The sequence below is a fragment of the Nocardiopsis alkaliphila YIM 80379 genome (genome assembly GCF_000341005.1).
Classification (GTDB): domain Bacteria; phylum Actinomycetota; class Actinomycetes; order Streptosporangiales; family Streptosporangiaceae; genus Nocardiopsis; species Nocardiopsis alkaliphila.
The window spans coordinates 1-25,961 of sequence record NZ_ANBD01000117.1 but is presented as its reverse complement, the minus strand read 5'-3'; the positions used below and the strand labels follow the sequence as shown (position 1 = coordinate 25,961).

Below are 25,961 nucleotides of genomic sequence, written 5' to 3'. Positions count from 1 at the left end.
TGTGGTGGTGGGAAGCCTTGGCCGGGCTGCTGTGGTGGTGGGAAGCCCTGACCGGGCTGCTGTGGTTGCCAGGGGGGCTGCTGCGAAGGATCAGGGTAGGACATCGGACCTCCGGCGAGGGTGGGACGGGATGAGGCGCTCGACCGCGTGGCCAGCATGGACTGTGACGCCGCCCAGGTCCGAGAGGTTCCGAATACGTCACCGGCGCCGCGGAGACGACGCCGGTGCACAGGTGCCGGAGGAGCTACTACGGGGCCGAGGTGAGGTCCACTCCGCTGTAGGAAGAGAGTTTGCTCAGCCGGTGTTCACTGCGAATCTGGCGCACGGTGCCGCTGCGACCGCGCATGACCAGTGAGTCGGTGATCACACCGGTGGACTCGTAACGGACCCCGCCCAGCAGCTCACCTTCGGTGATGCCGGTCGCCGCGAAGAAGACGTCGTCGGAGGAGACGAGGTCGTCCGTGTACAGCACACGGTCCAGGTCGTGCCCGGCCGAGAGCGCCTTTTGGCGCTCTTCGTCGTCCTTGGGCCACAGACGACCTTGGATGACCCCTCCCAGGCACTTCATGGCGCACGCCGTGATGATGCCCTCCGGGGTGCCGCCGATGCCCAGCATCAGGTCCACACCGGTGCCGGGGCGGGCCGCCATGATCGCGCCGGCCACGTCGCCGTCGCTGATGAACTTGATCCGGGCGCCCGCGTCGCGCACGTCCTGTACCAGTTGCTTGTGGCGCGGACGGTCCAGGATGACCACCGTCACGTCCTGCGGGGACTTGCCCTTGGCGCGGGCCACCGCGCGGACGTTGTCGATGACCGGGGCGGCGATGTCCACCACGTCGGCGGCCTCGGGTCCGGTGGCGAGCTTTTCCATGTAGAACACCGCGGACGGGTCGAACATGGTGTTGCGCGGACTCATCGCGATCACCGCGATGGCGTTGGGCATACCCATGGCGGTCAGGGTGGTGCCATCGATCGGGTCGACCGCCACGTCCCAGTCGTGGCCGCCGCCGTCGCCGACCCGCTCACCGTTGTAGAGCATCGGGGCGTTGTCCTTTTCGCCCTCACCGATCACCACGGTGCCGTTCATCGACACGGTGCTGATCATGTGACGCATACCGCGCACGGCGGCGCCGTCGGCTCCGAGCTTGTCGCCCTTGCCGACCCAACGGGCCGCCGCGAGCGCGGCGGTCTCGGTGACGCGGACCAGTTCCAGTGCGAGGTTACGGTCGGGGGCCGCGTGCTGCGCGGACGGGCTACCGGGCTGCGACATGGAGGTGACACCTTCCGTTGGGGAACAGTGGATTCCGCAGGTCTGTGGGACGTGTCCCGCGAACACGCCCTAGGGTATTCACCCCGCCGGCGTCCGGATCGTCACGGGCGGGGCGAGTCGGTGGGGTGCGCCCGGCACAAGCCGGGGCGCAAAGGTCTACCCTGGCGGAGACCCGACAGGAGTGAGGGCGTGACAGTGGACAAGACGGACAAGTCCGTGCGGGTGTCCGCGCGTGGTGCGGCCACCCGCAGTGCCCTGTTGAAGGCCGCGGCCCAGGTGTTCCGCACGGTGGGCTTCGCCAAGGCCGGAGTGAGCGAGGTCGTCTCGGCCGCCGGGGCCAGTGTGGGAAGCCTCTACCACCACTTCACGGGCAAGGCGGATCTGTACATCGCCCTGTACGAGGAGTTCCAGCAGCGCCAGCAGGAACGCACCCACCAGGCGGTCCGAGAGGCCCGAGCCGAGGGTGAGAGTGATCCCACACGTTTGATGAACATCGCGGCCCACGCCTACCTCCTCGGCTGTATCGAGGAGCGGGAGACCGCCCGGCTGTTCTTCAGCGGAGACGGTCCCCCCGGGTTCGAGTACCGGCTCCGATCTCGCCTGACCATGTGGAGTGACCGGAACGTGGCGCTGTTCCGCAAGGCCGACGAGCCCGTGGACGAGGCCCTCCTGATCGTGGTGAGCGGTTCGATGCTGCTCGCCGTCGCCGAGGTGGTGCACCGGGACGACGCCGACGCCCACGAACTCGCCGAGGACATCACGCGCTTGCTGACCATGCTCGAACCCGGTAACCGGCGGGAAGAGGATTAGACCCACCCCGGGTCCGAGTGGGCCCGGACCTGCGGCAAGCTGGACATGTCATGAGTAAGTACAGCCGGTCCAACGCCACCTTCAAGAACTACGCCATCTCGCTCGGGATCGTCGTCGGCATCCTCCTGGTGATGTCGTTCGTGGTCTCCGGGCGTTCGGTCGAACACATCCCGACCGTGAACTATCGCCCGGACATCGAGGTGTTGCGGCAGTCCGCCGACTACGAGGTGATGGCTCCCTCCGAGGAGCTTCCGCAAGGGTGGACACCCACCAGCTCCACCCTGGACGTGACCGGTCCGGTGGAATGGAGCATCGGGTTCGCCACCCCTGAGGACAGCCACGCCATGCTGACCCAGAGCGATGGTGACCCCGACGCGGTGGTCCGCGACCGGGTCAAGGACGCAGAACCGGTGGGCACCGTCATGGTCGCCGACCAGGAGTGGGAACGGTTCGATACCGAGGACTGGGGCGCCATCGTCCAGCGCGGGGACGATCGGACGCTGATCATCTCCGGTAGTACCTCACTGGACGAGTTCGCCGTTTTGGCCGCACACCTGGAGACCCTCCCGGTCCCCGAGGAGGGCGAGTCCTCTGAGGAGGAAGACGGCGAGGGCGACGCGTCAGGCACCTCCGACGATTCCTGAGGCCGGTCCACCGGTCGTTCGCAGGTCGGGGGCGGGCCGGGGGCGAGCCCCTGGTCGACCTCCTCGGCATGAGGAAACCTCGGGTTTCACGCACCTCGTGCCGCCCGCACGCCCAGGCGTCGAACACGACCTTCTCGAACGTGACCGGGCCCCGGCGAATCGCGTGGATTCACCGGGGCCCGATCATGTCGTCGTTCGGCTTCGTCCCTTATTCGGCGCGCAGGTCGCGGCGCAGCTCCTTGGGCAGGGAGAACGTGAGGGTCTCATCGGCCGTGGTCACCGGGGTGACGTCGCCGTACCCGTGACCGGCGAGCTTGTCGAGCAGCTCGCGCACCAAGATCTCGGGCACCGAGGCACCACTGGTCACCCCCACGGTGGTGACGCCCTCCAACCAGGCCTCGTCCATGAGAGAGGCGTTGTCGATGAGGTAGGAGGCGTTCGCACCGGCGTCCAGGGCGACCTCGACCAGACGCACGGAGTTCGACGAGTTGTCCGATCCCACCACGATCACGAGCTCGCACTCCGGGGCCATGGCCTTGACGGCGTCCTGGCGGTTGGAGGTGGCGTAGCAGATGTCGTCGCTGGGCGGGGCCTGCAGGTTCGGGAACTTCTTACGGAGCGCTTCGACGGTCTGGTTGGTCTCATCCACCGACAAGGTGGTCTGGGAGAGCCAGGAGACGTTGTTCGGGTCGCGCACCTGGACCTTGTCGACCTCCTCCGGGCTCTCCACGATCTGAATGTGCTCGGGAGCGTGGCCGCTGGTGCCCTCGACCTCCTCGTGACCGATGTGGCCGATGAGGACGATGTCGCGGTCCTGAGAGGCGAAGCGCTGGGCCTCCTTGTGGACCTTGGTGACCAAGGGGCAGGTGGCGTCGATGGTCTTCAGTTGACGTTCCTCCGCCTGCTGGTGGACGGCGGGAGAGACGCCATGAGCGGAGAAGACCACGATGGCGCCCTCGGGCACCTCCTCGGTCTCCTCGACGAAGATGGCGCCGCGCTTTTCCAGGGTGCGCACGACGTGCGTGTTGTGCACGATCTGCTTGCGCACGTAGATGGGGGCGCCGTACTGTTCCAGGGCTTTTTCCACGGTGATGACCGCGCGGTCGACACCGGCGCAGTAACCCCGGGGGTTGGCGAGAAGCACACGGCGTTGGTTCGTGGCAGTCGTCATCGCAGTCATGGGACACATCCTAGGCGCGATCGTGGGCTGTGGGTTCGGGTGTGGGATACGGCACCTGATCGGGTGTTTCTCTCGAGGAGGCCACAGGCGGGTGACGTCGCCACAACGGAAGATACCCGCTTGGGCCGTGAAGTGGCTGAATCGTTCACTTGCCCACCGCTCATGCTGTTCCTACCTCCTCTATCCTGGTTCACCATCGCATCTGTTATGAGGCGGTTCGCCCTCAACTCGGCTTTGCCTGGTTTGTTGGACGCGCACCGCCGTTCCAACACCGAGATCATCAGGAGCCCCCGTCCTATGTCGAACCCGACCATCGTCACGAAGTTGACCTCACTGTTCAAGGGCATCTTCGGACGCAAGGAACAGGTCGTCACGACCCCACCGGACAAGAAGGACGAGTCCCCCGCCACGGAGAGCGTGGAGCGGGAGGCCGTCGAGACCGTCGAGGCTCCGAAGGAAACCCCCGCCGCCGCTGAGAAGCCGGCCGAGGAGACCGTCGAGAAGCCGGCCGAGACGCCCGCTGAGAAACCGGTCGAGGAGACCGCCGAGGAGAAGCCTGAGCGCAAGGAGGGCGAGGAGGAGAGCGAGGCCGAGCCCACCACGGACGCCACCGAGGCCGCCAAGCTGGTCGAGGAGCCCAGGACCGCCCCCTCCACCCCCGCCACCGAGGACCTCCCCGAGGACGGCCCCGCTCTGGCCGAGGAGCTCAGCGCGGCCGAGGCGCACACCACCGTCGCCAGTGACCAGGTTCTGGAGAAGGTCCGCAAGGAAGCCGCTCCCGCCGTCGAGGACCTGGCCGTTCCCACCTACGACGAGCTCACGCTGCCCTCCATCCGGGCCCGTCTGCGCAAGCTCACCATCGAGCAGGTGCGCGACCTGCGCGCCTATGAGGTCGCCCACCAGGGTCGCCCCGAGTTCATCAAGATGTACGACAACCGCATCGCCAAGCTCGAGGCGGAGGCCTGAGGGTGATCGCGCCGAATCCGGGCCCTCCCTGAGCTTCGGGAGGGCCCTACCGGGAACCGTCGTCGCCCTGCCCTAGTCTCTGGGACCATGGGTATGGAGAGTTCCGCGGAGGCACCACAGCCGGTCAGGGCCGTTCTACAGGCGGTCGGTGGCTGGATCGACCGCTTGGGCGCGATCTGGGTCGAGGGCCAGGTCGCCGAACTCAACTCGCGGGGCCGGATGAGCTACCTGACCCTGCGCGACCCCGTCGCCAACGCATCGGTCCGGGTCATCTGCGAGACCTCGGTGCTGCGTCGACAAGATCCGCCACCGGGCCCCGGTGACCGCGTGGTCATCCACGCCAAACCCGACTTCTACCAGCTCAGGGGTACTTTCTCGCTACGGGCGAAGGAGATCCGACACGTCGGCATCGGTGAATTGTTGGCTCGCCTGGAGCAACTGCGCCGCACCCTCACCGCCGAAGGCCTCTTCGCCCCCGAACGCAAACGCCCCTTGCCGTTCCTGCCCAACACCGTCGGCCTGATCTGCGGCCGCGACTCCGCCGCCGAGCGTGACGTCTTGGAGAACGGCCGCCGACGTTGGCCCGCCGTGCGCTTCGAGGTCCGACCGGTGGCGGTACAAGGCGACCGTGCCACCCGCGAGGTCATCGATGCTCTACGTGACCTGGACGCCCGTCCCGAGGTGGACGTCATCGTGATCGCCCGCGGTGGTGGTTCGATGGAGGACCTGCTGCCCTTCTCCGACGAGGCCCTGGTACGCGCGGTGGCGGAGGCGGCCACCCCTGTGGTCAGCGCCATCGGCCACGAACAGGACGCGCCCCTGCTCGACCACGTGGCCGACGTGCGCGCCTCCACCCCCACCGACGCGGCCAAACGGACCATCCCCGACGTCGGTGAGCAGCTGGAGATCATCCGGCAACTGCGCGATCGTGGGCGCCGGGTCATCGGTGGGGGGCTGGAGCGCGAACTCACCTGGTTGGCCGGCATTCGTGCCCGTCCGGTCCTGGCCGATCCGGCCCGGGAGACCGAGCGCCTCCTGGATCAGGTCCTGGAGTGGCGAGACCGGGCGCGGCGCAGCCTGACGGCCTCTTTGGACCGGGCCGCGGACGCGTTGGGTCATACCGAGGCACGTCTGCACGCGCTGTCACCGGCCACCACACTGGCCCGTGGTTACGCGATCGTGCAGCGAGAGGACGGCTCGGTGGTCCGTTCGGCGACCGAGCCCGAACCGGGGGAGAGCCTGCGGTTGCGCTTCGCCGAGGACGGCTTGAGGGCCACCGTCGAGGCGGTGGAGACCGAGCCGGAGGCGAGATCGGACATCGAGACCGTGACCGAGAGCACCGAGACCGAGAACACCGAGGGGGAGTAGGCATGGCGGATCAAAAGGACCAGGCCCCGGAACTCAGCTACGAGGAGAGCCGGGAGGAGTTGAACAACGTCGTTCGCAAGCTCGAGTCGGGTGGTCTTACCCTCCAGGAGTCCCTGGCGTTGTGGGAGCGGGGCGAGGAACTCGCGCGGATCTGTGAGCGCTGGTTGGAGGGGGCTCGGGCCAAGTTGGCCGCGGCGATGGACGAGCGTCGCGGTGAGGGGCCGGGGGGCGAGGAGACCCCGTTCTAATGCCGTGGGGGACCGTCCTTCGGGGCCTCACCCGCGGCCGTTGAGCTCCTCGACGAGGGTACGCAGATTGCCGGGCAGGCCACGGAAGACGGCCACGACCAGGACCAGGGCGGTGCCCAGGAACAGCCACGGGGCGACCTCGGCGAGGCGGGAGGCCAGGCCGAGCAGGAGCGTGCGGGTGAAGCCGTCGTTGCCGGCCGCCAACATGCTTTCGGCACCGACCACGGCGAGGAAGTAGGCGATCGGCGGGCTCACCGACAGCGACAGTAGGTCACGGGGGCGGACCAGCACGGCGGTGACCAGGCAGGCGAGGGTGAAGGCGATACCCGGGACGGCCGGGGCGGAGAGCAGGTTCGCGAGCATCGTTCCGACGAAGCTGCACAAGACGATGAGCAGGACGCCGCCGCGTCCGGTCAGGCGGGGCGGCCGGGCGGGTCCGGGGGGTGAGGCCTGGACGGCCTTGGCGCTCTTGCTGGTCGTAGGGCGGCCACGACCGTTGGAGCGCACGAAATACGGGGCTTGCCCGGATTCGAGGCCGCCCGTCTTATGCGGGGGCATGGTCGTACGCCTCCCTGATTTGCTACTCACGGTTGCCAGTGTGTCACGAACAGTGAAAATTCGGAGGGTTTTCCTGGGAACGTGTCGCCATTTCGGCCGCTTGCCCGTTCCGGGGCCAACGCGCCTTCCACCCGTTGGACGCCGAGATGCTCCCCCTGGTTCTGGGCGGTTCCCGAGAATCGGGTGTTTCGTCCTCCTCGGTGAGGAAAGCGCTTCTGCTGATTAGGGCACGGGTGAAAAAGCCGTTGTCTTCGTGCCGAATATCGTCGGCCTGAGGTCCTGTTTTTTGGCTCATTCCCTTACTACACGTCCGACTCTGTGAGTGTCGACTCCGAACTCGACGGGGAGCCGCTCAGCTCGGGTGCCGCGACACCGCGCGGGCGCTCCCGCAGCCCCGACAACCGCTCCAGGTCGCCCTCCACCAGGCCCAGCTCACCGAACCGTCGCGCGGTCACCAGGACCCGGCTCTCCAACGAACCCACCGTCTGGTTGTATGCGGTCACGGTCCGGGTCAACGCCCGGCCCAGCCCTTCCACGTGCCCGCCCAGCGTCGACAACCGCGAGTGCAACTGCTTGCCCAGGTCGAACACCTCGCGGGCGTTCTCACTCAACGCCTCCTGTTGCCAGGCGTACTGCGCCGTGCGCAGCAGCGAGATCAGCGTCGTCGGCGTCGCGATGTGCACCCGACGGCCCATGGCGTCCTCCAACAGCCTCGGGTCCCGCTCCAACGCCGGGGCCAAGAACGCCTCGCCCGGAATGAACAACACCACGAACTCCGGCGCCGGAGTGAACGAGGCCCAGTACGACTTGGCCGCCAGCTGCTCCACGTGCGTGCGCAGGTGCTTGGCGTGGGCGCGCAGCCGCTCCTCGGCTTCGTGGCCCTCCCCGTGCTCCACGGCGTCCAGATAGGCGGCCAACGGAACCTTGGAGTCCACGACGATGTTCTTGCCGCCCGCCAGTCGCACCACCATGTCCGGCCGATGCGCCCCCGACACCGCCTGTTCCTCGAAGTCGCAGTGCGCGGCCATCCCGGCCAACTCCGCGACCCGACGCAATTGCAACTCACCCCACCGGCCACGGGCCTCCGGTCGGCGCAGGGCCGTCACCAACGACCGTGTCTGATCGCGCAGCCGTTCCGAACCCTGGCGCACGTACTCCACCTGCTTGGCCAGCTCCGCGTGCGCGGCGGCCCGACCGGCGTCCACCTCCCTGAGCTGGGTCTCCACCCGCTCAAGGGTTCGGGTCAAAGGCTCCACCATCCGCTCCACCGCTCGACGCCGCTCGTCCAGGTCGCCTCCGGCCTCGGCGCCGACCGCTCGCAACCGCCCCTCGGCGAGTTCGAGGAAACGCTGGTTGGTCTGGTCCAAGGCCTGTGCGGACAGCGCCCGGAATCGATCCGCGAGCCGTTCCTCCACGTAGGCGGCTTGTTCTTGCGCGGCACGAGCGTCGGCGCGGGCATCGGCATGAGCCTGGGCGTCGCGTCCACGGGCCAGGGCCCATCCCACCACGGTGCCGATGGCCAGACCGATCAGGAGCACGAGTACGAGTACGAGACCGTCCATGGTGGCCCATGTTCTCGCAGAAACGGCCCCGGTGCGGCTGGTCCACCCCCATTCAGCCTCGCTCGCCCCGGCAGAGGGCCAGGGCCTCGCGCCAGGCGACCAGCGACCTCCAGTACCCCTTGGAGGGCTCTTCCGGTGTGAACAGCCACGTTCGTTCCCCCGAGGGTGAACGCCTCCCACAGATCTGCGTCCGTGCCTGGTAGGGCGGATCTCCGTTGACCGGGAACCACAGGTACTCCAAGGGGTCCATGAGGGCCATGAGACGTTCCTCGACTCCCTGATCCGGGCGGACCTTGATCAGCGTCCAGGGGCGGTAGCGGCGCAGGACCTCCAGCCCTCCGGCGACCACGTCCGGCTCGCCGCCCGCGGTGTCGATCCTGAGCACGGTGGGGAAGGTCCCCTCCGCCTCGTTCCACCGGGCCAGGGTGGTGGTACGCACGGTCATGCGGTGGAGCCCGGGCCGTGTGCCGCGCACGAGCCGGTTGCACATGTCGTCGTGCGGGGCGCGCTGTAGGCGCGCCGTCCCGTTGTGGTTGCTCAAGGCCAGATCGACCACCGTGAACCCCAGGTCGGCGGAGGAGGACACCGAACGCGCCAAGGAGGCGAGTTCGGGTGTGGGTTCGAAGGCGAAGACGGGACGAGGCGAACGCGCGGCCGCCAGGATCGCGTACACGCCGATGCCGGAGCCCACGTCCAAGACCGCGCCGGGAGGGGTGTGGTCCAAGGCCGCCAGGAAGCAGGCGAGGCTGTCCGGTTCGTGGTGGGCCAAGCCGAAGTCCGCGAGGCGACGAGGGACCGTCAGATCACCTGACACCCGCAGTTCGATCCGATCGGGTCCGGCCCCGCGCCGGTCGTCGGCGAGTCGGGGCAGGGTGAGGCCGAGGTGGCGATGGCGTGGCGGGACACGGGCGGGGTCGAGGCCGCCGAAGCGTTTCGGCAGCCGAGTACGGATCTGCCGGGTGGCGAAACGCACGATCGGATATCGGCGCACGAGAGCGCGCAACTGGTCGTGGACCACAGTGTCTTCCCCCCAGGAACGGTGCCGTGGTGCCGGGCCGGCCTCGCAGGTAGAACCTACTCTGTGTAGCCGATCGATTTCACTGTGTTCCCATGATCGGTCTTGGTGGCCGAGTCGATCGTCACCGCGGGTCAGCCCACCCGCGAGCCCGCATAGACTCTGGGCTTGTGAGTCTGTCTATCGGGATCGTCGGCCTGCCCAACGTCGGCAAGTCCACCCTTTTCAACGCGCTGACCAAGAACGACGCTCTGGCCGCGAACTACCCGTTCGCGACCATCGAGCCCAACGTCGGGGTCGTGGGTGTGCCCGACGCCCGACTCGCGAAGCTGGCCGAGATCTTCGGCTCCGCGAAGATCCTCCCGGCCACCGTGGACTTCGTCGACATCGCGGGCATCGTGCGCGGCGCCTCCACCGGTGAGGGCCTGGGCAACAAGTTCCTCGCCAACATCCGCGAGAGCGACGCGATCTGCCAGGTCATCCGGGCCTTCGAGGACGCCGACGTCACCCACGTCGACGGTGACGTCGAACCCTCCCGCGACATCGAGACCATCAACACCGAGCTGATCCTCGCCGATCTCCAGACCTTGGAGAAGGCCATTCCGCGCCTGGAGAAGGACGCCAAGCGCAACGCCAAGGACAAGGGCGCCCAGGAGCTGTTGGCCACGGCCAAGGCCGCACAGGAGGTCCTCGACGAAGGCACGTCGCTGTCCCAGGCCGAGGGCGTGGACCTGGACCGGTTGCGTGAGCTGAGCCTGCTCACCGTCAAGCCGTTCATCTACGTGTTCAACCTCGACAGCGACGAACTCGCCGACGAGGGCCTGCGCGCCAAGCTTCAGCGGTTGGTCGCCCCGGCCGAGGCGATCTTCCTGGACGCCAAGATCGAGGCCGAACTGGCCGAACTCGAGGAGGACGAAGCCCAGGAACTGCTGGAGTCCCTCGGCCAGGGCGAGTCCGGTCTGGCCCAGTTGGCCCGGGTCGGTTTCGCCACCCTGGGATTGCAGACCTACCTGACCGCGGGCCCCAAGGAGGCGCGCGCCTGGACGATCAAGCAGGGCGCCACGGCTCCCCAGGCGGCCGGTGTCATCCACACCGACTTCGAGCGCGGTTTCATCAAGGCCGAGATCGTGTCCTTCGACGACCTCGTCGAAGCCGGTGACATGGCCGCCGCCCGCGCGGCCGGCAAGGTCCGCATGGAGGGCAAGGACTACGTGATGGCCGACGGGGACGTCGTGGAGTTCCGCTTCAACGTGTGACCTCCCCGGTCCCCCACCGGCCGGTCATCGCGTTCGGTCCGGTGATGTCCTGGCCGGTGAGAGCAAGGCCCGCTCCGGGGGTGGTCGCCCGCAGGCGTGCGACCGTGGAGCTCAGCCGGGGTCGGCCTCTTCACGCAGTCGCGGTTCGACGCGCAGATCGGGGTGGAACCCTGCCTTGTCCGCGTAGAAGGAACGAATGCGGTCCATGTCGCTTGGGATGTCGCCGGTCAGAGCGAAAGTCGGACCCAGACCCGTGGTCATCGTGGTGCGATCGACGAAGCCGAGCGTCACCGGCATCTCCGTTTCGAGGGCGATTCGGTAGAAACCGGACTTCCAGTGCGTGTGCGCCCCACGGGTCCCATCGGGAGTGACGACCAGGCTGAAGATCTCACCCGCCCGTACTCGTTCCACCACCTCGGCGACGACGCGTCCGGGATCGGAGCGATCGACGGCGATGCCGCCGAGAGCACGCATGATCGGCCCACGCCAGCCCCGGAACAGGCTCTTCTTCCCGAGCCAGCGCACGTCGATGCCCAAAGACCAGGTGATGGCGAGCATGAACATGAAGTCCCAGTTGGAGGTGTGCGGGGCACCGATGAGGACGGTGGGACGATCCGGAGCAGGCTGAGAAACGAGCCTCCAACGGCTGAACGACCAGAACGCACGGGCTGCGAGGCGTCGAAGCATAGGGCAACGGTAGAGCACGTATCCGGTGCCGCTTTCACCCAGGTCGTCCGTAGCCGGGTGGACCCGCCTCGTTCGGGTGCGCGGCTCCTCAGGTCTCGATCCGGCCCGAACAGCGGGTGTGCGCCCGCTAACGCGTGGCCGGCGCCAGGTACGGGCGTCCGCTCTCGTCGATGCGGATGATCGCCACTGAGGGGTTGTGGGCGATCTCCCACAGGTGTCCGTCCGGGTCGGCGACGTATCCCGAGTGGCCGCCCCACTCCTTGGCCACCGGGGTGCGTACCGCCGTGGCTCCCGCCGCGACCCACTCGGCGAAGACCCGGTCGACCTCCGCGGAGGAGTCCAGGTTCATTGCCAGGGTGATCCCGCGAAAACCCGTGCCTTCGGCCGGTAGACCGGCGTCCTCGGCCAGGTCCTCCCACCCGTAGAGGGCCAGGGCCGGCCCGGTGGTGGGCAGGAAGACGATGGATCCGAGGTCGTGGCGGCGCTCGAAGCCGACCGATTCGTAGAAGTCCGCGGCGGCGGCGACGTCGCGGACGCCCAAGGTGAGGAGTGTGAGTCGCTGGTCCATGGCCTGCACCCTACGCCGCGGTGCCGACACGGCTCGCCCGCGCGGGTTCGCGGGCGAGTAGCCCTAGGACGATGAGGGCCTGCGCGGCGATGTAGGTGCTCATCACCCAGAACCCGCCCACGGGCGGGTCCCAGGCCGGGGCGAAGGTCCGCAGGGCGATCAGGGCGTCCGAGATCAGGAACAGGGCACCGCCCACGGCCACCCACGAACCCAGGCCGGTGGCCAGGATCGCCATCGATCCCAGCACCAGTCCGTAGAGCAGGACGGGCACCAAGAGGCCACCGGCGTGCGGGGCGCAGACCCATACCAGTACGGCCACGAACCCCACGTACGGGAGGAGCCCCCACCGGCGTCGGAACAGGACGCTGTCGGCCCGGTGAGGCCAGAACGCCACCACGTACACCACCTGGGCGACCAGGAAGAACCCCACCATCAGCAAAAACGCGATGTCCCCTGAAGCGAAGGCGGGAGCGGTGTCACCGAGCCAGGAGAACGCCAGGGCGACCATCGTCGAAATAATGATCCGACTTCGGGGACGCCGGGTGGCCGAGGCCACGACCAAGAGCAGTACGGGCATCAAGAAGACCTGAGTGGGCCGTGACCAGGTGTCGAACCCGAGCAGTTGGATCGCCAGATGAGCCAGGGCCAGTACGACGAAGAGCGCCAAGAAGACACGGGAGAGCGTGCTCGGGGGGATCATTCGGACATCTTACGCGTGGTGCGGATCACCCGAGCCAAGGGGCGAGGCCACCCGGATCGAGGTCGACCGAGTCGGCCACCCGCCGTTCGATCCCGACGCGGTGGTCACCGGTGGGCGGGTAGGGGCCGGGGCCCGTCCAGGTCTTCGGCGATTCGGTCCTCACTCTCTCGGCGGGCGCGCATCCGTCGGGCGGCGCGGTCAGGACGTGCGCGGTGGCGACTCTCGTGCCGTCAGGCCACGAGAACCGTGTGTGGGGGAGAGTCCGGTTACGTCCGGTCAACGGTTTTCAGGCCACGGGGGCACATCTTGCTCTCCAGCGGGTGACAAATCCCTTTACGGTCGGGCCACAAATGCATCGACTTGCACCTCCGTAGAGAGGTTTCCGTGGAGTATTGGCATGCCATGTCCCCTTTGTGGGATTCTTCCGAGGGGTGCAATGTGCCCTTGAAGGGGAAACGCGGTCTCTCCCTCGCCCCTCCCAACCCGAACAATGCCTCACTATGGGGATGGGGTAGACAAGGGCATGATCCGAACGTCGGCGACGGTGCCGACGCGTAACCGTGTTCAGGAGGCGTGAATGGCCAAGGTGCGTGAGCGGGCCGACGACGATCACGACCTCGACGCTCCACGCCCTCGCAGGCCTCGGGCGGGGGCCGGTGGCCGTTGGTGGGTCGGTGTGGGTCGCGTCCTGTTGTGGGCGTTCCTCATCGTCGTTCTCTTCAACGGAATCTGGTTCCCCATACGTAACGGTTTCTCCCTTCCCACCTCTTCGGCCGCCGAGCCCGAAGCCGGCCAGAGCAGCGAATTCCCCGAGACCTCCGCCGCCGCGTTCGCGTTGCGTTTCGCCGACACCTACCTCGACACCACCGACCCCGAGGCGCGCCGGAGCGCCTTGGCCGCCTTCGTCCCCGAGGGCGAAGTGGACTCCCTCGACCTGCCGGAGGGCAGCCTCGACGGTGAGAACCTCACGGTGGTGGCCATCGACGTCATCAACGACCACAACGCCCTCGTGGTGGTGCGCGCCCACGTCAACGACGAACCCATGAGCCTGCAGGTACCCGTTTACAGCGACGGCGAGGCCCTGGTGCTCTCGGGGCGCCCCGCCCTGTTGGCGGCCCCGGCCCAGGCGACGCTTCCCGAGGGCACCTCCTACGAGACCGACTCCCAGGCCGCCGAGGAGCTCACCGACACCCTCACCGGCTTCTTCGAGGTCTACGCGGAGGAGGCCGGTCACCTGGACCGCTACGTGGAACCCGGTGCCTCGATCACCCCACTTCCGGCGAACGCCCTGGAATTTCATGAACTGTCCGATGTCACGGTGCCATCCCGGTCCTCGACCGGGAATGATGACGTACGACAGGTAGCGGCCACCGTGGTCTGGTCCCTCCCCTCCCCCGACGAGGCCGAAGACGGGGGCGACGCAGGACAGGTGGTGCAGAACTACCTGGTCACGGTCGTCGACTCGGGCAACGAGTGGTACGTGCGTGACATCCAGGGCGCTCCGCACTCGTTCGGTGGGTGACGGGGCCACGAGCAAGGAGAACGAGAAGAACGATGCGCACACCAGCAACGACACCGGAGGGAGGCGTCTGACATGCTCCTCCTGTTGTCTTCCACCGCCGACACCATGACGACTCTCGGTGGCACGGACCTCCTCCACTTGGCGGTCGACACCACCCCCGCCGACAACGCCCCCGACACCGGGGGCCTCGCGGACTTCCTGCGCGGGTTCTTCGGTCCGCTCTTCCTCGTCATCGTGTCCATCGTGGCGATCTTCTTCCTTTTCACCAGGGAGATCACCCGGTTCGCGCAGTTCATGATCCTGGCGATCTTCATCGGGATCGTCTTCTACGTTCCCGGCATCATCGAGGTCATCGCGGTGGCGCTCGCCCGAGCGATGGGCGTACCGACGGAATAGGCTAGGGAGGCCGGAAACCGTGGACCTGCCCACGTACACCAACATCTGGCGTATCGAGAAGCGGCTGTACAAGCTCTACGATTTCCGGTTGCCCATGCCGCTCCCGGTCGGCACCTTCGGTGTCGCCCTGGGCGTCTTCGCGCTCTGGGTGGTGCTGCTGAGCCTGCTCCGGGCCCCGTTCGAGTTCGGCAACGGTTGGCACCTGGTGTTGTGGGTCGTCCCGCCCGGTGTGATCACCGTGCTGGCGACCCGGCCGGTGATCGAGGGCAAGCGCCTCACCGAACTGCTCATCTCACAGGCGCGTTTCCTCACCGAGGCACGCGTGTACACGCGGCTCGCTCCGGAGTACGAGCCCTCCGAGGTACGGGTCGCGGTGCGCGTATGGCACCGTGACCCCGCCGCCGGGCCCCTGCCCCTGTCCCGCGAGGCCCGCTTGGCCAAGGACGAGGAGGAGACCCGGATCCTCCAGGATCGGGAGGCGCTCCTGGAGGAGGTCGAGGAGGAACCCGAGGCCACGGTCGAGGAGGAGGCCTTGCGCGCCGCCCGTGAGGCCGCCCCACCGTTGCGCGGCGTGCCGGTTACCGGACCCGAGTCCGAGTTCGCACCGGACGACGCCACCGAGTACGTCCCCGCCCCCAAGGTCCCGGTGGTCGTCGGCGCCGGTACCGAGTCCACCGAGCGGCACGAGTCCACCGAAGGGCGAGAATCCACCGGAAGAGACGAATCCCCCGGACGGCGGGAGGAACCCGCCGCCATGGCGACGAACCCTCCCGCCGAAAGCGAGGAGGAGCGGCCACGTCGTGGGGTCGGCCGTCGCGTGCTCAACTACTTCGGATTCGCTTTGACCTCCCCCGATGGGGAAATCGAGCACGCCGGGGAGCACGTCAGGTCCCAGGAAGGGGGACCGGGTGCACCTGAGGGGAGCGATGGCTTCGACGAGCCCCTGTACGTCACAGAGGAGGACGAACAGCGCGACCGTGACGAATGGCTCGCCCGCTTGCGCGCGTCCTCGGGACAGACCCCCCTCGGCCTGACCGCCAAGAGCGCCTACACCTCCAGCGACACCGGAGCGATGAGCAGCGATGAACTCGCCGCCGCCACCGAGCCGGAGTCACCCGCCGCGCGTCGACTGCGTGGCCGGACGCAGGGCATCCGAGTCACGCGAGACCTCGACTCCCGTCGTGAACGCGAGGTCGAGCCGACCGACGTCACCGCGCACACCGAGGTGACCGACCCGGGCGAACGCGAACGGGAGCGGGTTCGCCCGCCCGCGCTCAGGGCCCGGGCCAAGGCTCAAGGCCTGCCCGCCACCGACGAGGGCCCCGCCACCGACGAGGGCCCCGTCACCGACGAGCCCGCCTCCGATGGCGCCGGCACCGATCTATCCGGGCGCCGTGAGCGGCCACACGCCACCCCGTGGGAGCTCGACCGGGGCAAGGCCGACCTATCCGACTACGCGGCCCGGTACGCCGAGGCCACCGGCCGCCCCTCGGCGGCCGGCGACGTGTCCCCGGCCCCCTGGCTGCCGCCCGCTTCGGCCGCACCCGAGGACGAGCCGGAGAAGAAACCGGAAGTCGGGTCCGCCGAGAAGCCGGCGGTGGAGCCGTTGGACGAGCCCGAGAAGAAGAGCCAGGCCAGGGGCGAGGAGCCAGAAGGCTCCAAGGAGGTCTTCGGTCGAACCGAGGCCGGGCCGCAGACCTCCCACGCCGCCCGCCCGCCCGCCCGGAGCCTGGAACTGGACCATGGCACCGGTGCGCAGAGCGATCACATGTCGGTGCTCGATCGGTACTTGAGCAAAGCCGACACCCCGGCACCGCCACGGCCCAAGTTCGCCGATGCCGTCCCCGCCGATGAACGCCCTCAGGACTCCCTCGAATCCTCCGAGTGGTTCGACGACGGTAAACGTCGACACCCGGATCAGCCGAAGATCGGCGACAAGGACAACCCCGTCATCGCGGTCAGCCGGCTGAAGGAGGAGCGGCGCCGCAAGGAACGGGAGGAGGCCGAGGCCCGACGCGTCGCCGAGGCCCGGGCCGAGGCAGAGGAGGCCAAACCCGCGACCCAGCTGGATCATGGCACCGGGGAACTCCTCAGCTTCGTGGAGGTCCGCGACGAACCCAAGGGCGGGCCCGCCCGCCGCACCGAGGCCGAACTCGCCGAGGCCGAGGAGGCCGCTCTGCGTGCCCGGCGGCGCGAAGCGAAGAAGCCGAAACCGGCCGAACCCCCCGCCCAGGGGCTCCCCGAACCACGGAAGGCGCCCAAGGCTTCCGAGGTGTCCGAAGCGCCCGAGACGTCGGACACCTCCGACACCTCCGAGGAGACCGGTACCTCCGACGCTCACGACGGTGTCTTCAACCGAGTGGCCGACAACGCACGACGGATCGGTCGAATGTTCGGTCAGTCCACGTCGGGGGAGGAGACCGGCCCCCCCGAACCAGGGCTCGAACTCGACCACGGCACCGGTGAACAGGATCGTCTGGGCGACACCCTCACCGAGGAGCCGGCCACCGATTCCGGCGCCACGCGCGGTTGGCGTCGGTTGGCCAAGGTCGTCACCGGTGGCGCCGCTCCGATCCGTTCGGATCTGCCGCCGGGGGACATCGAACGACTGCGCGCGCCCCTGCGGGAACCACGCTCCCTGGTGGTCCTGGGGTGCACCGGCGGCGCCGGGCAGACGGTGACGGCGCTCATGATCGGTCACACCCTCGCCGCGCATCGTGAGGACCGGGTGGTGGCGGTGGACGTCAACCCCGGCCCCAACGGGCTCTCCCGGAGGGTCGGCGCCCAAGCCCCGGAGACGCTCACCGCACTACTGGCCAACGCCGACGTGATCGATGAATACGAGCAGATGCGCTCCTACGCGGGGCGGGCGGGGACCGGTCTGGAGGTCGTGCAGACCTTGGACGACCCCTACGTGCAGACCCTGGACGACCGTGACTACGGTCAGCTCACCGAACTGCTCGGTTCCTTCTATGGCCTGACGTTGCTCGACCCGGCCGCCACCGGGGTGGCCCGGGCATTGCCGGTCGCGGACGGCCTGGTTCTGGTCGCACCGGCCAACGCGGACGCCGAACGCGCCGTGTCCATGACCTTCGAGTGGCTGGACGGCAACGGTTATTCGGCGTTGCGGGCCAACTCGGTACTGGTGGTCAACGGTGTGAGCAAGCGCAGCCTGCCGGACGTGGACGCCGCCGAGCGGGTGGCTCGCGGGCGCTGCCGCGCGATCGTGCGGATTCCCTGGGACGATCACTTGGGATCCTCGTACACCAGGATCGACGTAGGGGCGCTGCGACCGGCCACCAAGCGCGCCCACGGGGCCCTGGGAGGGGTCCTGGTCAACGTGCTCGACCCCACGCCCCGGCACTGACAGACGGATCCTGACACAGGAGCGGGGCCGCGTGGAACGTCTCTCCCACGTTCACGCGGCCCCGATCATTCCATGCCAGGAACGTCAGCTCTGGCGTCCCACCGGTGTGGTGTCGGTGGCACCGAGGAACTCGGGCCTCGGCGAGTTCGCGCTGAAGGGCTTGCTCGGCGCGTTCTCCACGCTGTTGAACACGATGAACACGTTCGAACGCGGGTAGGGCGTGATGTTGCCGCCGGACCCGTGCATGCAGTTGGAGTCGAACACGGTCACGTCACCCGCGGAGCCGGTGAGCACGTCGATGCCGTGCCGCTCGGCCAGGAGCGTCAGCGACGCCTGGTCGGGGGTGCCCACGTGCTGGCTCTTGAGAGAGGATTTGTAGTGGTCGTCCGGGGTCTGGCCAACACACGAGACGAACGTCTTGTGGGAGCCCGGCATGATCATCAGGGCCCCGTTGTGGGTGTAGTTGTCGGTGAGCGCCACGGAGAAGCTGACCGCGCGCATACGGGGCATGCCGTCCTCGGCGTGCCATGTTTCGAAGTCGGAGTGCCAGTAGAAGGAACCGCCGCCGAAGCCGGGCTTGTAGTTCACGCGGCTCTGGTGCACGTACACGTCGGTGCCCAGGATCTGACGGGCGCGCTCGACCAGCCGGGGGTCGTTGACCAGGCGGGCGAAGACGTCGCTGATCTTGTGCACCTCGAACACGGAGCGCACCTCATCGGAGGTGGGTTCCACGACGACGCGCTCGTCCTCGCGCAGTTCGGTGTCGGTGCTCAGGCGCCGTAGTTCGGCGCGGTAGGTCTCCACCTCTTGGGGCGTGACCATCTGCTGCACCTGGGTGTAGCCCCGGCGGTCGTATCCGCTCAGTTCCTCGGCGCTGAAGGGTCCTTCGTCGACGCCGGGCCAGACGACGGGGTCCCGGCGGTAGAGCAGGCTGGGCTCAAGGGCCTTGCGGGTCGGGTACTCGTCCGCGGTCGGAAGATCCATCTGCAGAGTCATGCCGCTCCCCTCGGTGAGGGTGCTCCTCTCTGGTCGGGGGTCCGTACGAGAGGTGAACCTAACAAATCCTTACGGCGAGGGTAAGCGGCCTGTTCATCACTCTTTGTTTATAACTGCCCTGTCTGGGTATTATAGTTATACTATATGGGCGAAAATAAAAATCGAGAAGATTAAATCTGCGAGTTGTTTCGTTCCATTGATGAGGTTTGCCTAGGCTTACCTGCGTCGGGTCACCCAGGGTGAGGGTTTGGCGACGTGAGGCCTATATCCCCAGGTCGTCCGGTTGCGAGCGCTCCTGTGGGGCCTATTGAACCCCCGAGCCTCGATTTTCTTATGACCTATTTCACAGGAAAATTCTTCGGTATGACATGAAGAGACAATCCTCGTGGGGTTGGCGCAAGGGTCGGATTACTGCACAGTAGGTTCGTCCGGCTTTCCCTCGACCCGCTCAAGAGGAGAATCAAGTGTCCCCCTACCCCCGTGCGTTCTCGCGCGCCCTTTCGGCGATCTCCGCCATCGCCCTGGCCCTGGTCTTGGGCTGGTCCGCCCCGGCCGCGGCCGACACCTTGCCGCCCAACATCCCCGGCGAATCCGCCGCCCGCACCCAACTGAACTCGCTCACCGTGGCACCCAAAGGCCCTCAGAGTGGTTACGACCGCAGCCTCTTCCCGCACTGGAACGTGGTGGACAGCCCTTGCACCGCCCGCCAGGTGGTGCTCGGCCGGGATGGCTACGACGTCGTCACCAACGACGACTGCCAGCCCACCTCCGGCCGCTGGTGGAGCGCCTTCGACGACGAATGGGTCCACGACGTCCCCGGGGAGATCAGCGTCGACCACCTGGTCCCGCTGAGCGAGGCCTGGAAGACCGGCGCCGCCGATTGGTCCACCGCCCGACGCGCCGACTTCGCCAACGACGTCACCTCCTCCCAGCTGTGGCTGGCCACCCCCTCCAGCAACAGCTCCAAGGGTGACAAGGACCCCTCCGAGTGGATGCCGCCCAACAGCGCAGTCCACTGTGACTACGTCAAGTCCTGGATCGACGTGAAGCACCGCTACGACCTCACCATCACCTCCACCGAGAAGTCCACGCTGCGCGGCACCCTCGACACCGCCTGCTAGCCCGCCCGCGGGGCCACGCGATTCGGATGTCGCGTGGCCCCGATCGCCGTGATGCTTCACTATGGTGGCGGCACCTTCCACCGCAAGGGCGCGTTCCGTAGGACCAGAAGGGCAAGGCGATCGCGAGATGACCGGTACCAGGGGGACTCGTGGGGCGACCCGTCTCGCGGTCCGTTACTTCGACGACCGGGTCCTGTTCAGTGACAACGAGGCGTGGGCCTACTTCCGCCTGCCCACGGTCTCCTACGAGTTCACCACCCCGGAGGAAAGACAGGCGCTCGCCACCAACATCACCATCGCCCTCGCCGCCATCCGAATGAACGACGCCGAGGTGCACCTGCGCGTCGCCCACCGCACCTACCCGGCCGCCCGGTGGGCCACCGAACTCGATGGCAGCGCCGACGGTGGACCCGGCTGGTACGAATACCTCGACGAGATGTACCGCCACGTATGGGCCAAGGACTTCTGGACCAAGGAGGTCTACCTCGGCGTCCGCTTGGGCATCCGCAACGCCGGCGCGGGGCTGGGCCTGTTCTCTCAAATCTTCGGGGCCTATCAGCGCACCGAACAGGTTCTGGGCATCAACGACGACGCGGTCGACGACAAGGAGATCGCCCGCTGGACCGACCAGGCCGAACGTCTGGGGCGCGCTCTGGCCGCCAGTTCCCTGCACGCCCGCCACGCCACCGCCGACGAGGTCGCCTGGCTCATCCGCCACGCCGTCACCGGTACCGCCGAGGAGATCCAGCCCTCCGCGGCCGGTCGCCGCACCTGGGGACGCGGTGAGATCGAGGCGCTCGTGGACGGGGTCGTCCACAATGGACGCTCCATGCTCCGCCTCGAACAACCGGCCGGTTCCACCTACGTCGCCTACCTGTCCTTCGCACGCTTCCCCGACCTCATGCCCTTCCCCGACGGCGAACCCTGGCTGCACCACGCCGACGCGCTGCCCTTTCCCGTCGAACTCTCCCTGCGGATGAAGCTCATCCCGCCCGCGAAGGCGTCCAAGGACGTGGGCCGCAAACTCGCCCACGCCCGCGACATGGACGCGCACATCCGTGAAGCCGGTGTGGAGGCGCCCATCGCCTTGGCCGAACAGATCGACGCCGCCCGAATGCTGGAGCACGGAATCACCAAGGAACGTCTGCCGTTCGTCTACGGCTGGCACCGCCTGATGGTCTCCGCGCCCACCGAACGCCTCTTGGTCCAGCACGTCGAAGCGGTCGTGGAGCACTACCGCGACATCGGTATCGACGTCATCAACTCCACCGGTGACCAGTTCTCCCTGTTCAACGAGTCACTGCCCGGCGATCGCATCCGCCTCAACGCCTACGCCCAACGCCAACCGCTGCGCACCATCGCCGGCGGAATGCCCACGGCCACCGTCGACATCGGCGACCGGGTGGACGGTCAGGGCGGTGGCTGGGTCGGTCCCTACGTGGGCGAGACCATTGGTCGGGCCCGTTCCATCGTCCACTTCGACCCCATGGTCGCCGCCGCCCGCAATCGACCCACCGCCATCGCGATCACCGGCGAACCCGGGGGTGGCAAGACCACCCTGGCGTTGTTGATGATCTACCAACTCGCCCTGCGCGGGGTCACCGTCGCCGCCATCGACCCCAAGGGCGACGCCGAATCCCTGGTCGAACTCCTCAAGCACCGTGGCCGCAAGGCCCGCATCATGTCGCTCGGGTCGGCCCAGCCCGGCCTGTTGGACCCCTTCGCCTTCGGTGACGACCTGGCCGCGAAGAAGACCATGGCCACCGAGACCCTGCGCCTGCTCCTGCCCCGCATGAGCGAGGAACGGGAGTCCGCGATGATCCAGGCCGTGGCCGCCGTCGCCAATCGGCCCCAGCCCTCCCTGGCCAAGGTCGTCGAACACCTGGCCACCTCCGAGGACGCCGCCTCCCGCAACCTCGGCGCCGTGCTCGGCTCCATGTCGGAGATGCGGCTGGCCTCGCTCTGCTTCGACCCCCAGGGCGAAGCGCGCATCGATACCGAGGGCTGGACCACCGTCTTCACCCTGGGTGGCCTCACCTTGCCCGACTCCGGCGTCAACCGCGACGACTACTCCTACGAACAGCGCCTGTCCGTGGCCCTGCTCTATCTGGTCTCCCAGTTCGCCCGTCGTCTGATGAACGGCCTGGACCGCCGACTGCCCAAGGCGATCTTCTTGGACGAGGCATGGGCGGTCACTTCCACCCCCGAGGGCGCCAAGCTCGTCCCCGAGGTCTCCCGCATGGGTCGCTCCCGCAACACCGCGCTCATCCTCGTCTCCCAGAATGCCGGTGACATGCTCAACGAACAGGTCACCAACTGCCTGTCATCGGTGTTCGCCTTCCGTTCCAGCGAGGCGCACGAGGTCGCCAGCGTGATGGACCTGCTCGGAGTGGAGACCAACGAGGAGCACATGGCCGTGCTGCGCAACCTGGGCAACGGTGAATGCCTCTTCCGTGACCTGGACGGACGCACCGGCCGGATCGCCGTCGACCTGGTCTCGGAGTCGTTGCTGCGCTGGCTGGACACCAACCCCACCCGCGAACGGCCACTGGTGTCCGCGGTCGGCCCGGAAGAGTAGCCCGGTTTCGGGTCGGGACCTGGCCGACCTCACCGAACGGTATCCGCGGACTCCTCGCGAAGGTGCAGGAACCGGGCCCGCGCCACGGCCGCACCGCCCAACAGGACCAGGCACAGCCATGGAATGGACCCTGCGGTCCACAACGGCACCAATCCGTACGCGTACAACACCGCCGGGTGCGCCAGGACCGGCAACGGCGCCAACGCCAGCGCGGTGATCAGCGCCGCGCCCGGCACCACCACGCCCCGATGCCCGCCTTGACGATGCCGCAGCGCCAGCAGCACCGCGTAGGCGGCGATCACCAACACGAACACGCTTTCCACCACGAGCATGTTCACGGTGATCGCCGGTCGGACCCCGAACAAGGCGGGGATCGTCAGCAGGGACGCTCCCGTCAGGGCGGCCCCCACCGCGACCCGGGTCACCGGGCGGCTCTGATGTGCGGACAGGATCAGCAGCATGAGCAAGAGCAGCGCGCAGCCCCACATCACGTACGCGCGGATCGGTTCGAGTTCGGCCACCCGAAGCAGGAACAGGGCTCCGGCGGCCAGCCACAACTGGAACCAGGCGCCTCGACGCATCACCGGACGTTCGGCGTGCAGGAGCAGGAGTAACAGGAACAGCACGTCCCAGACCAGCGGGTTGGGCAGGTCCCAGGTCACCCTCGTCCGTGGAACCACCGCGACCACGAAGGCGAACATGGTGAATCCCAACAGTGCGGGGGCTCCCAGCGCGGGTCGAGGACGAAGGAGTCTGTCGGAGAAGGGGCTCGGGTCCACAGGCCACCTGTTTCGTCCAGGAGTCGGGAGCGGGTGAGGCGCACCAGTCTTCCACCGCGGGCCGGATACCGCGACCGGGAAGAGGCGGGGAAGCCTTGCCCTCTCCTCCCGCACGAAGTCCTCGGGCTTGGCGCGTTGAGCGGACGAACGCTCCGGGGCCTTGGAATGGTGGGGCTTTTGAACTCAGGGAGAAGCTGTGGTTCTGGTCCTCTGTGAGGTCACAGGAGTTCACCTGTGTCGCCTTATCTGATCAGTGAGGAGGGTGGCAGGATAAGTCAGTCGAGCGCTGATGGAATCGGATGTTGGTCGCCGAATTCGGGCAGGGTATGGATAAAAGTTTATCGAGAGATCGGCTAAACTCGATCCGGCCAAGGGTTCCAGCGTCGTGTTGCTCGAATCCGCGCCTCACGCGAAGAAGAAAATATGAAGATCGAAGCCACCATCGGGCTATGTGGGTAATACTCATGATCGATGCCGGTGGCAGGATTTCTGAGAACGAAGAACCTCACGTCGAATGTGCCGATTTGTAACGCTGAAAGAGAAGCTTTTGTTCGGTGTATTCGAGAACCGGATCCTGCCCGAGGAAGAGGAAGGCCCGGGAGGCGCGGAGCCGTGGGCGTGCAGACCGCCCGGGCGAGGCCACGGAGGCCCTCAGAGGGGGTTTGTGAATCGAGGCTGAGCGTTCGCACGCACAGGCTCGGCGTGTTAGGACACTCGCTGTGACGATGGGTTTCGATCTGATGACCGGCCAGGGGCCGGACCGTGGTTCGCTGGTCGGGTCAGGTGGAAGGATCGTTGGCGTTGGTGTCGAGGGCCTCCAAGGGGCCGGCTCGGTTGCGCACCATGTCGGTGCTCAGCGGGTTCAACGGCGACACGCCCCTCCAAGCCCTCATCGAGGACCGCGCGGAGGACCTTCGAATGGTGACGGGATGTGGTGGCGGGTGTGAGTGCTCCCAATGGATGGTCTTCCTCTTGGTGGGCGATCAGTGCCCAATGCGCCGCAGGGCTCGTCCTCTACGTCACCACCTCGCTTTCGGCGGGGGTGCTTTCGGGTTCCGCGGTGCTCGGAGTGGTGGTCTCCGGTCCCGTGCTCTTGGGTGCCGTTGTGTCCTGGCGACGTTGGGGGCGCGGGACCCACTCGTTGGAGCCTGGACCCACACGGGCGCATGAGCCCGGGTTCTGGGCACTCGCCCTTGTCGGCTCGGTAGTGTGCTTCTTCGGTGGTCAGTCGTTGGCCGTGTGGCTCCATGGCGAGTACGGTTCACCGGCTTTCGACACCGCACAGAGCGCTCAGGGTGCGACTCCGGTGCCGTTGCTGCTGTTCGCCCTGGTGGTGGCGGCCCCGGTGGGTGAGGAAGCGCTCATGCGCGGCTTGATCTATCCGCTGCTACGCCGTCGTTGGTCAGTGGTCGTTTCGGCCCTGGTCAGTTCGCTGGCCTTCGCCGTTCTACACGGCAACGTCGTGCAGGTCGCGGTGACGCTGCCGTTGGGGATGCTGTTGGCCTTCGTCTATGAGCACGTGAACAGGCTCTGGCCGGTCATCGTGTTGCATTCGCTGTTCAATCTCGCCTCGATCCTGGTGCCGGTGGACCTGATCGCGGTGATGGCCACCCCCGTGGTGTTCTCGATGGCACTGGCGGGTGTGGTCGCGGTGCTGGCGGTGATGCATCCGAGCGCGGATCGAGGCGACCGTGGTGAAGGAGCCCTGTCGAGATGAACCCGTATCGCCACTGGTGCCCGGGAACTGTCACTTTCGTGTGTTCGCGCACGCCAGGCGACGAAGTAACCACTCGGCGGGCCCTCGCCCACCCTTTCGTTCCGCCAAGCAGCAGAGCAGTGCGGTGACCGACCAGACGGTGACCGCGAGGAGGAGTTGCCAGGACAGCGCCAAGGCGTCGATACCGCCCAGACGTAGGACCCCGGCTATGAGCACCATCAATACGGTCTGAGTCAGGTAGGCCGTCAGGGAACGTCTTCCGGTGGCTATCAGCACCCGGCCGAGGACGCCCTTCCCGGTTGCGTGATGTGAGGCCGCAAGGCAGACGAGGGCCAAGTAGCCGAGCCCTGCCAGGAGGCCGGCCGCCCCTTGGTGCCAGGCGAGGAGAGCACGTGCGAGGAGCCCGCCCTCACTCGTGTTCTCCCAGAGCATCGGTGTGATCACGGTGGGTATGAGGAGGCCGATCAAGAAGAGAGCCGACATCTGGGGCCGGTACCGGTGTGGTCGTTCGATCACTCCTCGGCCCGCCAACCAGGCACCCAACAGCACGCTGGGGACCGCCATGGAGAACAGCATCGTCGCTGGTATCGAGATGGCCCACACCACCAGGTTGGCCGCGATCTGGACGGGGTCCCCCTCGAACAAGGCCTGGG

23 protein-coding genes are annotated in these 25,961 nt (G+C 67.5%); 12 read left to right on the top strand and 11 right to left on the bottom strand.

Annotation, left to right across the window (positions count from 1 at the left end; translation table 11 throughout):
- Window positions 1–247: 247 nt before the first annotated feature.
- On the bottom strand, window positions 248–1,270 hold the full coding sequence (gene glpX, locus D472_RS0116870; protein ID WP_017605650.1) for a class II fructose-bisphosphatase: 1,023 nt from the start codon (window positions 1,268–1,270) through the stop codon (window positions 248–250).
- Between the two features lie 195 nt (window positions 1,271–1,465).
- Here glpX and D472_RS0116865 point away from each other — a divergent pair, with 195 nt between their 5' ends.
- Both D472_RS0116865 and D472_RS0116860 read left to right on the top strand, forming a co-directional pair.
- Window positions 1,466–2,080, top strand: coding sequence for a TetR/AcrR family transcriptional regulator (locus D472_RS0116865; RefSeq protein WP_017605649.1), 615 nt, complete (start codon window positions 1,466–1,468; stop codon window positions 2,078–2,080).
- Window positions 2,081–2,130: 50 nt separating this feature from the next.
- On the top strand, window positions 2,131–2,724 hold the full coding sequence (locus tag D472_RS0116860; protein ID WP_017605648.1) for a DUF4245 domain-containing protein: 594 nt from the start codon (window positions 2,131–2,133) through the stop codon (window positions 2,722–2,724).
- A 208-nt stretch (window positions 2,725–2,932) separates the two neighbouring features.
- Here D472_RS0116860 and D472_RS0116855 read toward each other — a convergent pair whose 3' ends face one another.
- Entirely contained in the window at window positions 2,933–3,904 is a 972-nt protein-coding gene (locus D472_RS0116855) for a 4-hydroxy-3-methylbut-2-enyl diphosphate reductase (protein WP_193373477.1), read from the bottom strand.
- Between the two features lie 297 nt (window positions 3,905–4,201).
- Here D472_RS0116855 and D472_RS0116850 point away from each other — a divergent pair, with 297 nt between their 5' ends.
- From D472_RS0116850 to D472_RS0116840, 3 genes are all read left to right on the top strand, one after another.
- Window positions 4,202–4,870: a hypothetical protein gene (locus tag D472_RS0116850; protein ID WP_026117782.1), complete on the top strand. Its 669-nt coding sequence runs from the start codon at window positions 4,202–4,204 to the stop codon at window positions 4,868–4,870.
- Between the two features lie 87 nt (window positions 4,871–4,957).
- Window positions 4,958–6,238: an exodeoxyribonuclease VII large subunit gene (gene xseA / locus D472_RS0116845; RefSeq protein ID WP_152447992.1), complete on the top strand. Its 1,281-nt coding sequence runs from the start codon at window positions 4,958–4,960 to the stop codon at window positions 6,236–6,238.
- A 2-nt stretch (window positions 6,239–6,240) separates the two neighbouring features.
- Window positions 6,241–6,486, top strand: coding sequence for an exodeoxyribonuclease VII small subunit (locus D472_RS0116840; RefSeq protein WP_017605644.1), 246 nt, complete (start codon window positions 6,241–6,243; stop codon window positions 6,484–6,486).
- Window positions 6,487–6,513: 27 nt separating this feature from the next.
- Here D472_RS0116840 and D472_RS0116835 read toward each other — a convergent pair whose 3' ends face one another.
- The 3 genes from D472_RS0116835 to D472_RS0116825 all read right to left on the bottom strand — a co-directional run bounded on the left by D472_RS0116835 (window position 6,514) and on the right by D472_RS0116825 (window position 9,624).
- Window positions 6,514–7,044, bottom strand: a complete 531-nt coding sequence (locus D472_RS0116835) for a DUF6542 domain-containing protein (protein WP_026117781.1) — start codon at window positions 7,042–7,044, stop codon at window positions 6,514–6,516.
- A gap of 302 nt (window positions 7,045–7,346) precedes the next feature.
- Window positions 7,347–8,606 carry a DNA recombination protein RmuC gene (locus D472_RS0116830; protein ID WP_017605642.1) on the bottom strand — a complete coding sequence of 420 codons (1,260 nt, stop codon included), beginning with the start codon at window positions 8,604–8,606 and terminating at the stop codon, window positions 7,347–7,349.
- A gap of 52 nt (window positions 8,607–8,658) precedes the next feature.
- Window positions 8,659–9,624, bottom strand: coding sequence for an FkbM family methyltransferase (locus tag D472_RS0116825; protein WP_017605641.1), 966 nt, complete (start codon window positions 9,622–9,624; stop codon window positions 8,659–8,661).
- Window positions 9,625–9,791: 167 nt separating this feature from the next.
- Here D472_RS0116825 and ychF point away from each other — a divergent pair, with 167 nt between their 5' ends.
- Complete coding sequence (gene ychF / locus D472_RS0116820) at window positions 9,792–10,877, top strand: redox-regulated ATPase YchF (protein ID WP_017605640.1); 1,086 nt, start codon at window positions 9,792–9,794, stop codon at window positions 10,875–10,877.
- A gap of 111 nt (window positions 10,878–10,988) precedes the next feature.
- Here ychF and D472_RS0116815 read toward each other — a convergent pair whose 3' ends face one another.
- The 3 genes from D472_RS0116815 to D472_RS0116805 all read right to left on the bottom strand — a co-directional run bounded on the left by D472_RS0116815 (window position 10,989) and on the right by D472_RS0116805 (window position 12,832).
- The gene (locus D472_RS0116815) at window positions 10,989–11,564 is read right to left on the bottom strand and encodes a 1-acyl-sn-glycerol-3-phosphate acyltransferase (protein ID WP_017605639.1); all 576 of its coding nucleotides are present in this window, start codon (window positions 11,562–11,564) and stop codon (window positions 10,989–10,991) included.
- Window positions 11,565–11,691: 127 nt separating this feature from the next.
- Window positions 11,692–12,132 (bottom strand): VOC family protein, encoded by a 441-nt coding sequence (locus D472_RS0116810; RefSeq protein ID WP_017605638.1) that lies wholly within the window; start codon window positions 12,130–12,132, stop codon window positions 11,692–11,694.
- 10 nt (window positions 12,133–12,142) lie between these two features.
- Entirely contained in the window at window positions 12,143–12,832 is a 690-nt protein-coding gene (locus tag D472_RS0116805; RefSeq protein ID WP_017605637.1) for a lysoplasmalogenase, read from the bottom strand.
- 577 nt (window positions 12,833–13,409) lie between these two features.
- Here D472_RS0116805 and D472_RS0116795 point away from each other — a divergent pair.
- The 3 genes from D472_RS0116795 to D472_RS0116785 all read left to right on the top strand — a co-directional run bounded on the left by D472_RS0116795 (window position 13,410) and on the right by D472_RS0116785 (window position 18,117).
- Window positions 13,410–14,354, top strand: coding sequence for a conjugal transfer protein (locus tag D472_RS0116795; protein WP_017605635.1), 945 nt, complete (start codon window positions 13,410–13,412; stop codon window positions 14,352–14,354).
- A 72-nt stretch (window positions 14,355–14,426) separates the two neighbouring features.
- Window positions 14,427–14,750: a hypothetical protein gene (locus D472_RS0116790; RefSeq protein WP_017605634.1), complete on the top strand. Its 324-nt coding sequence runs from the start codon at window positions 14,427–14,429 to the stop codon at window positions 14,748–14,750.
- 19 nt (window positions 14,751–14,769) lie between these two features.
- Complete coding sequence (locus D472_RS0116785; protein ID WP_026117780.1) at window positions 14,770–18,117, top strand: conjugal transfer protein; 3,348 nt, start codon at window positions 14,770–14,772, stop codon at window positions 18,115–18,117.
- Between the two features lie 84 nt (window positions 18,118–18,201).
- Here D472_RS0116785 and thpD read toward each other — a convergent pair whose 3' ends face one another.
- On the bottom strand, window positions 18,202–19,113 hold the full coding sequence (gene thpD, locus D472_RS0116780; protein ID WP_017605633.1) for an ectoine hydroxylase: 912 nt from the start codon (window positions 19,111–19,113) through the stop codon (window positions 18,202–18,204).
- A gap of 464 nt (window positions 19,114–19,577) precedes the next feature.
- Between thpD and D472_RS0116775 the strand changes: the two genes are divergently transcribed.
- Window positions 19,578–20,234 carry an HNH endonuclease family protein gene (locus D472_RS0116775; protein WP_017605632.1) on the top strand — a complete coding sequence of 219 codons (657 nt, stop codon included), beginning with the start codon at window positions 19,578–19,580 and terminating at the stop codon, window positions 20,232–20,234.
- A gap of 127 nt (window positions 20,235–20,361) precedes the next feature.
- Window positions 20,362–22,812, top strand: a complete 2,451-nt coding sequence (locus D472_RS0116770) for an ATP-binding protein (RefSeq protein ID WP_017605631.1) — start codon at window positions 20,362–20,364, stop codon at window positions 22,810–22,812.
- Window positions 22,813–22,841: 29 nt separating this feature from the next.
- Here D472_RS0116770 and D472_RS25795 read toward each other — a convergent pair whose 3' ends face one another.
- On the bottom strand, window positions 22,842–23,591 hold the full coding sequence (locus D472_RS25795) for a hypothetical protein (RefSeq protein WP_017605630.1): 750 nt from the start codon (window positions 23,589–23,591) through the stop codon (window positions 22,842–22,844).
- Window positions 23,592–24,534: 943 nt separating this feature from the next.
- Between D472_RS25795 and D472_RS27715 the strand changes: the two genes are divergently transcribed.
- A complete protein-coding gene (locus tag D472_RS27715; RefSeq protein WP_161625116.1) occupies window positions 24,535–25,308 on the top strand; it encodes a CPBP family intramembrane glutamic endopeptidase in 774 nt (257 codons plus the stop codon).
- 30 nt (window positions 25,309–25,338) lie between these two features.
- On the opposite strand, the gene D472_RS0116750 is transcribed toward D472_RS27715, so the two are convergent.
- Window positions 25,339–25,961: DUF418 domain-containing protein (locus D472_RS0116750; protein ID WP_017605628.1), on the bottom strand; the 623-nt coding region annotated here is incomplete at its 5' end.

Excerpts from the sequence above, each read along its gene's own strand:
- glpX (WP_017605650.1), bottom strand. The coding sequence starts at position 1,270 with ATGTCGCAGCCCGGTAGCCCGTCCGCGCAGCACGCGGCCCCCGACCGT.
- D472_RS0116860 (WP_017605648.1), top strand. The coding sequence starts at position 2,131 with ATGAGTAAGTACAGCCGGTCCAACGCCACCTTCAAGAACTACGCCATC.
- D472_RS0116855 (WP_193373477.1), bottom strand. The coding sequence starts at position 3,904 with ATGACTGCGATGACGACTGCCACGAACCAACGCCGTGTGCTTCTCGCC.
- D472_RS0116850 (WP_026117782.1), top strand. The coding sequence starts at position 4,202 with ATGTCGAACCCGACCATCGTCACGAAGTTGACCTCACTGTTCAAGGGC.
- xseA (WP_152447992.1), top strand. The coding sequence starts at position 4,958 with ATGGGTATGGAGAGTTCCGCGGAGGCACCACAGCCGGTCAGGGCCGTT.
- D472_RS0116840 (WP_017605644.1), top strand. The coding sequence starts at position 6,241 with ATGGCGGATCAAAAGGACCAGGCCCCGGAACTCAGCTACGAGGAGAGC.
- D472_RS0116835 (WP_026117781.1), bottom strand. The coding sequence starts at position 7,044 with ATGCCCCCGCATAAGACGGGCGGCCTCGAATCCGGGCAAGCCCCGTAT.
- D472_RS0116830 (WP_017605642.1), bottom strand. The coding sequence starts at position 8,606 with ATGGACGGTCTCGTACTCGTACTCGTGCTCCTGATCGGTCTGGCCATC.
- D472_RS0116815 (WP_017605639.1), bottom strand. The coding sequence starts at position 11,564 with ATGCTTCGACGCCTCGCAGCCCGTGCGTTCTGGTCGTTCAGCCGTTGG.
- D472_RS0116810 (WP_017605638.1), bottom strand. The coding sequence starts at position 12,132 with ATGGACCAGCGACTCACACTCCTCACCTTGGGCGTCCGCGACGTCGCC.
- D472_RS0116805 (WP_017605637.1), bottom strand. The coding sequence starts at position 12,832 with ATGATCCCCCCGAGCACGCTCTCCCGTGTCTTCTTGGCGCTCTTCGTC.
- D472_RS0116795 (WP_017605635.1), top strand. The coding sequence starts at position 13,410 with ATGGCCAAGGTGCGTGAGCGGGCCGACGACGATCACGACCTCGACGCT.
- D472_RS0116790 (WP_017605634.1), top strand. The coding sequence starts at position 14,427 with ATGCTCCTCCTGTTGTCTTCCACCGCCGACACCATGACGACTCTCGGT.
- thpD (WP_017605633.1), bottom strand. The coding sequence starts at position 19,113 with ATGACTCTGCAGATGGATCTTCCGACCGCGGACGAGTACCCGACCCGC.
- D472_RS0116770 (WP_017605631.1), top strand. The coding sequence starts at position 20,362 with ATGACCGGTACCAGGGGGACTCGTGGGGCGACCCGTCTCGCGGTCCGT.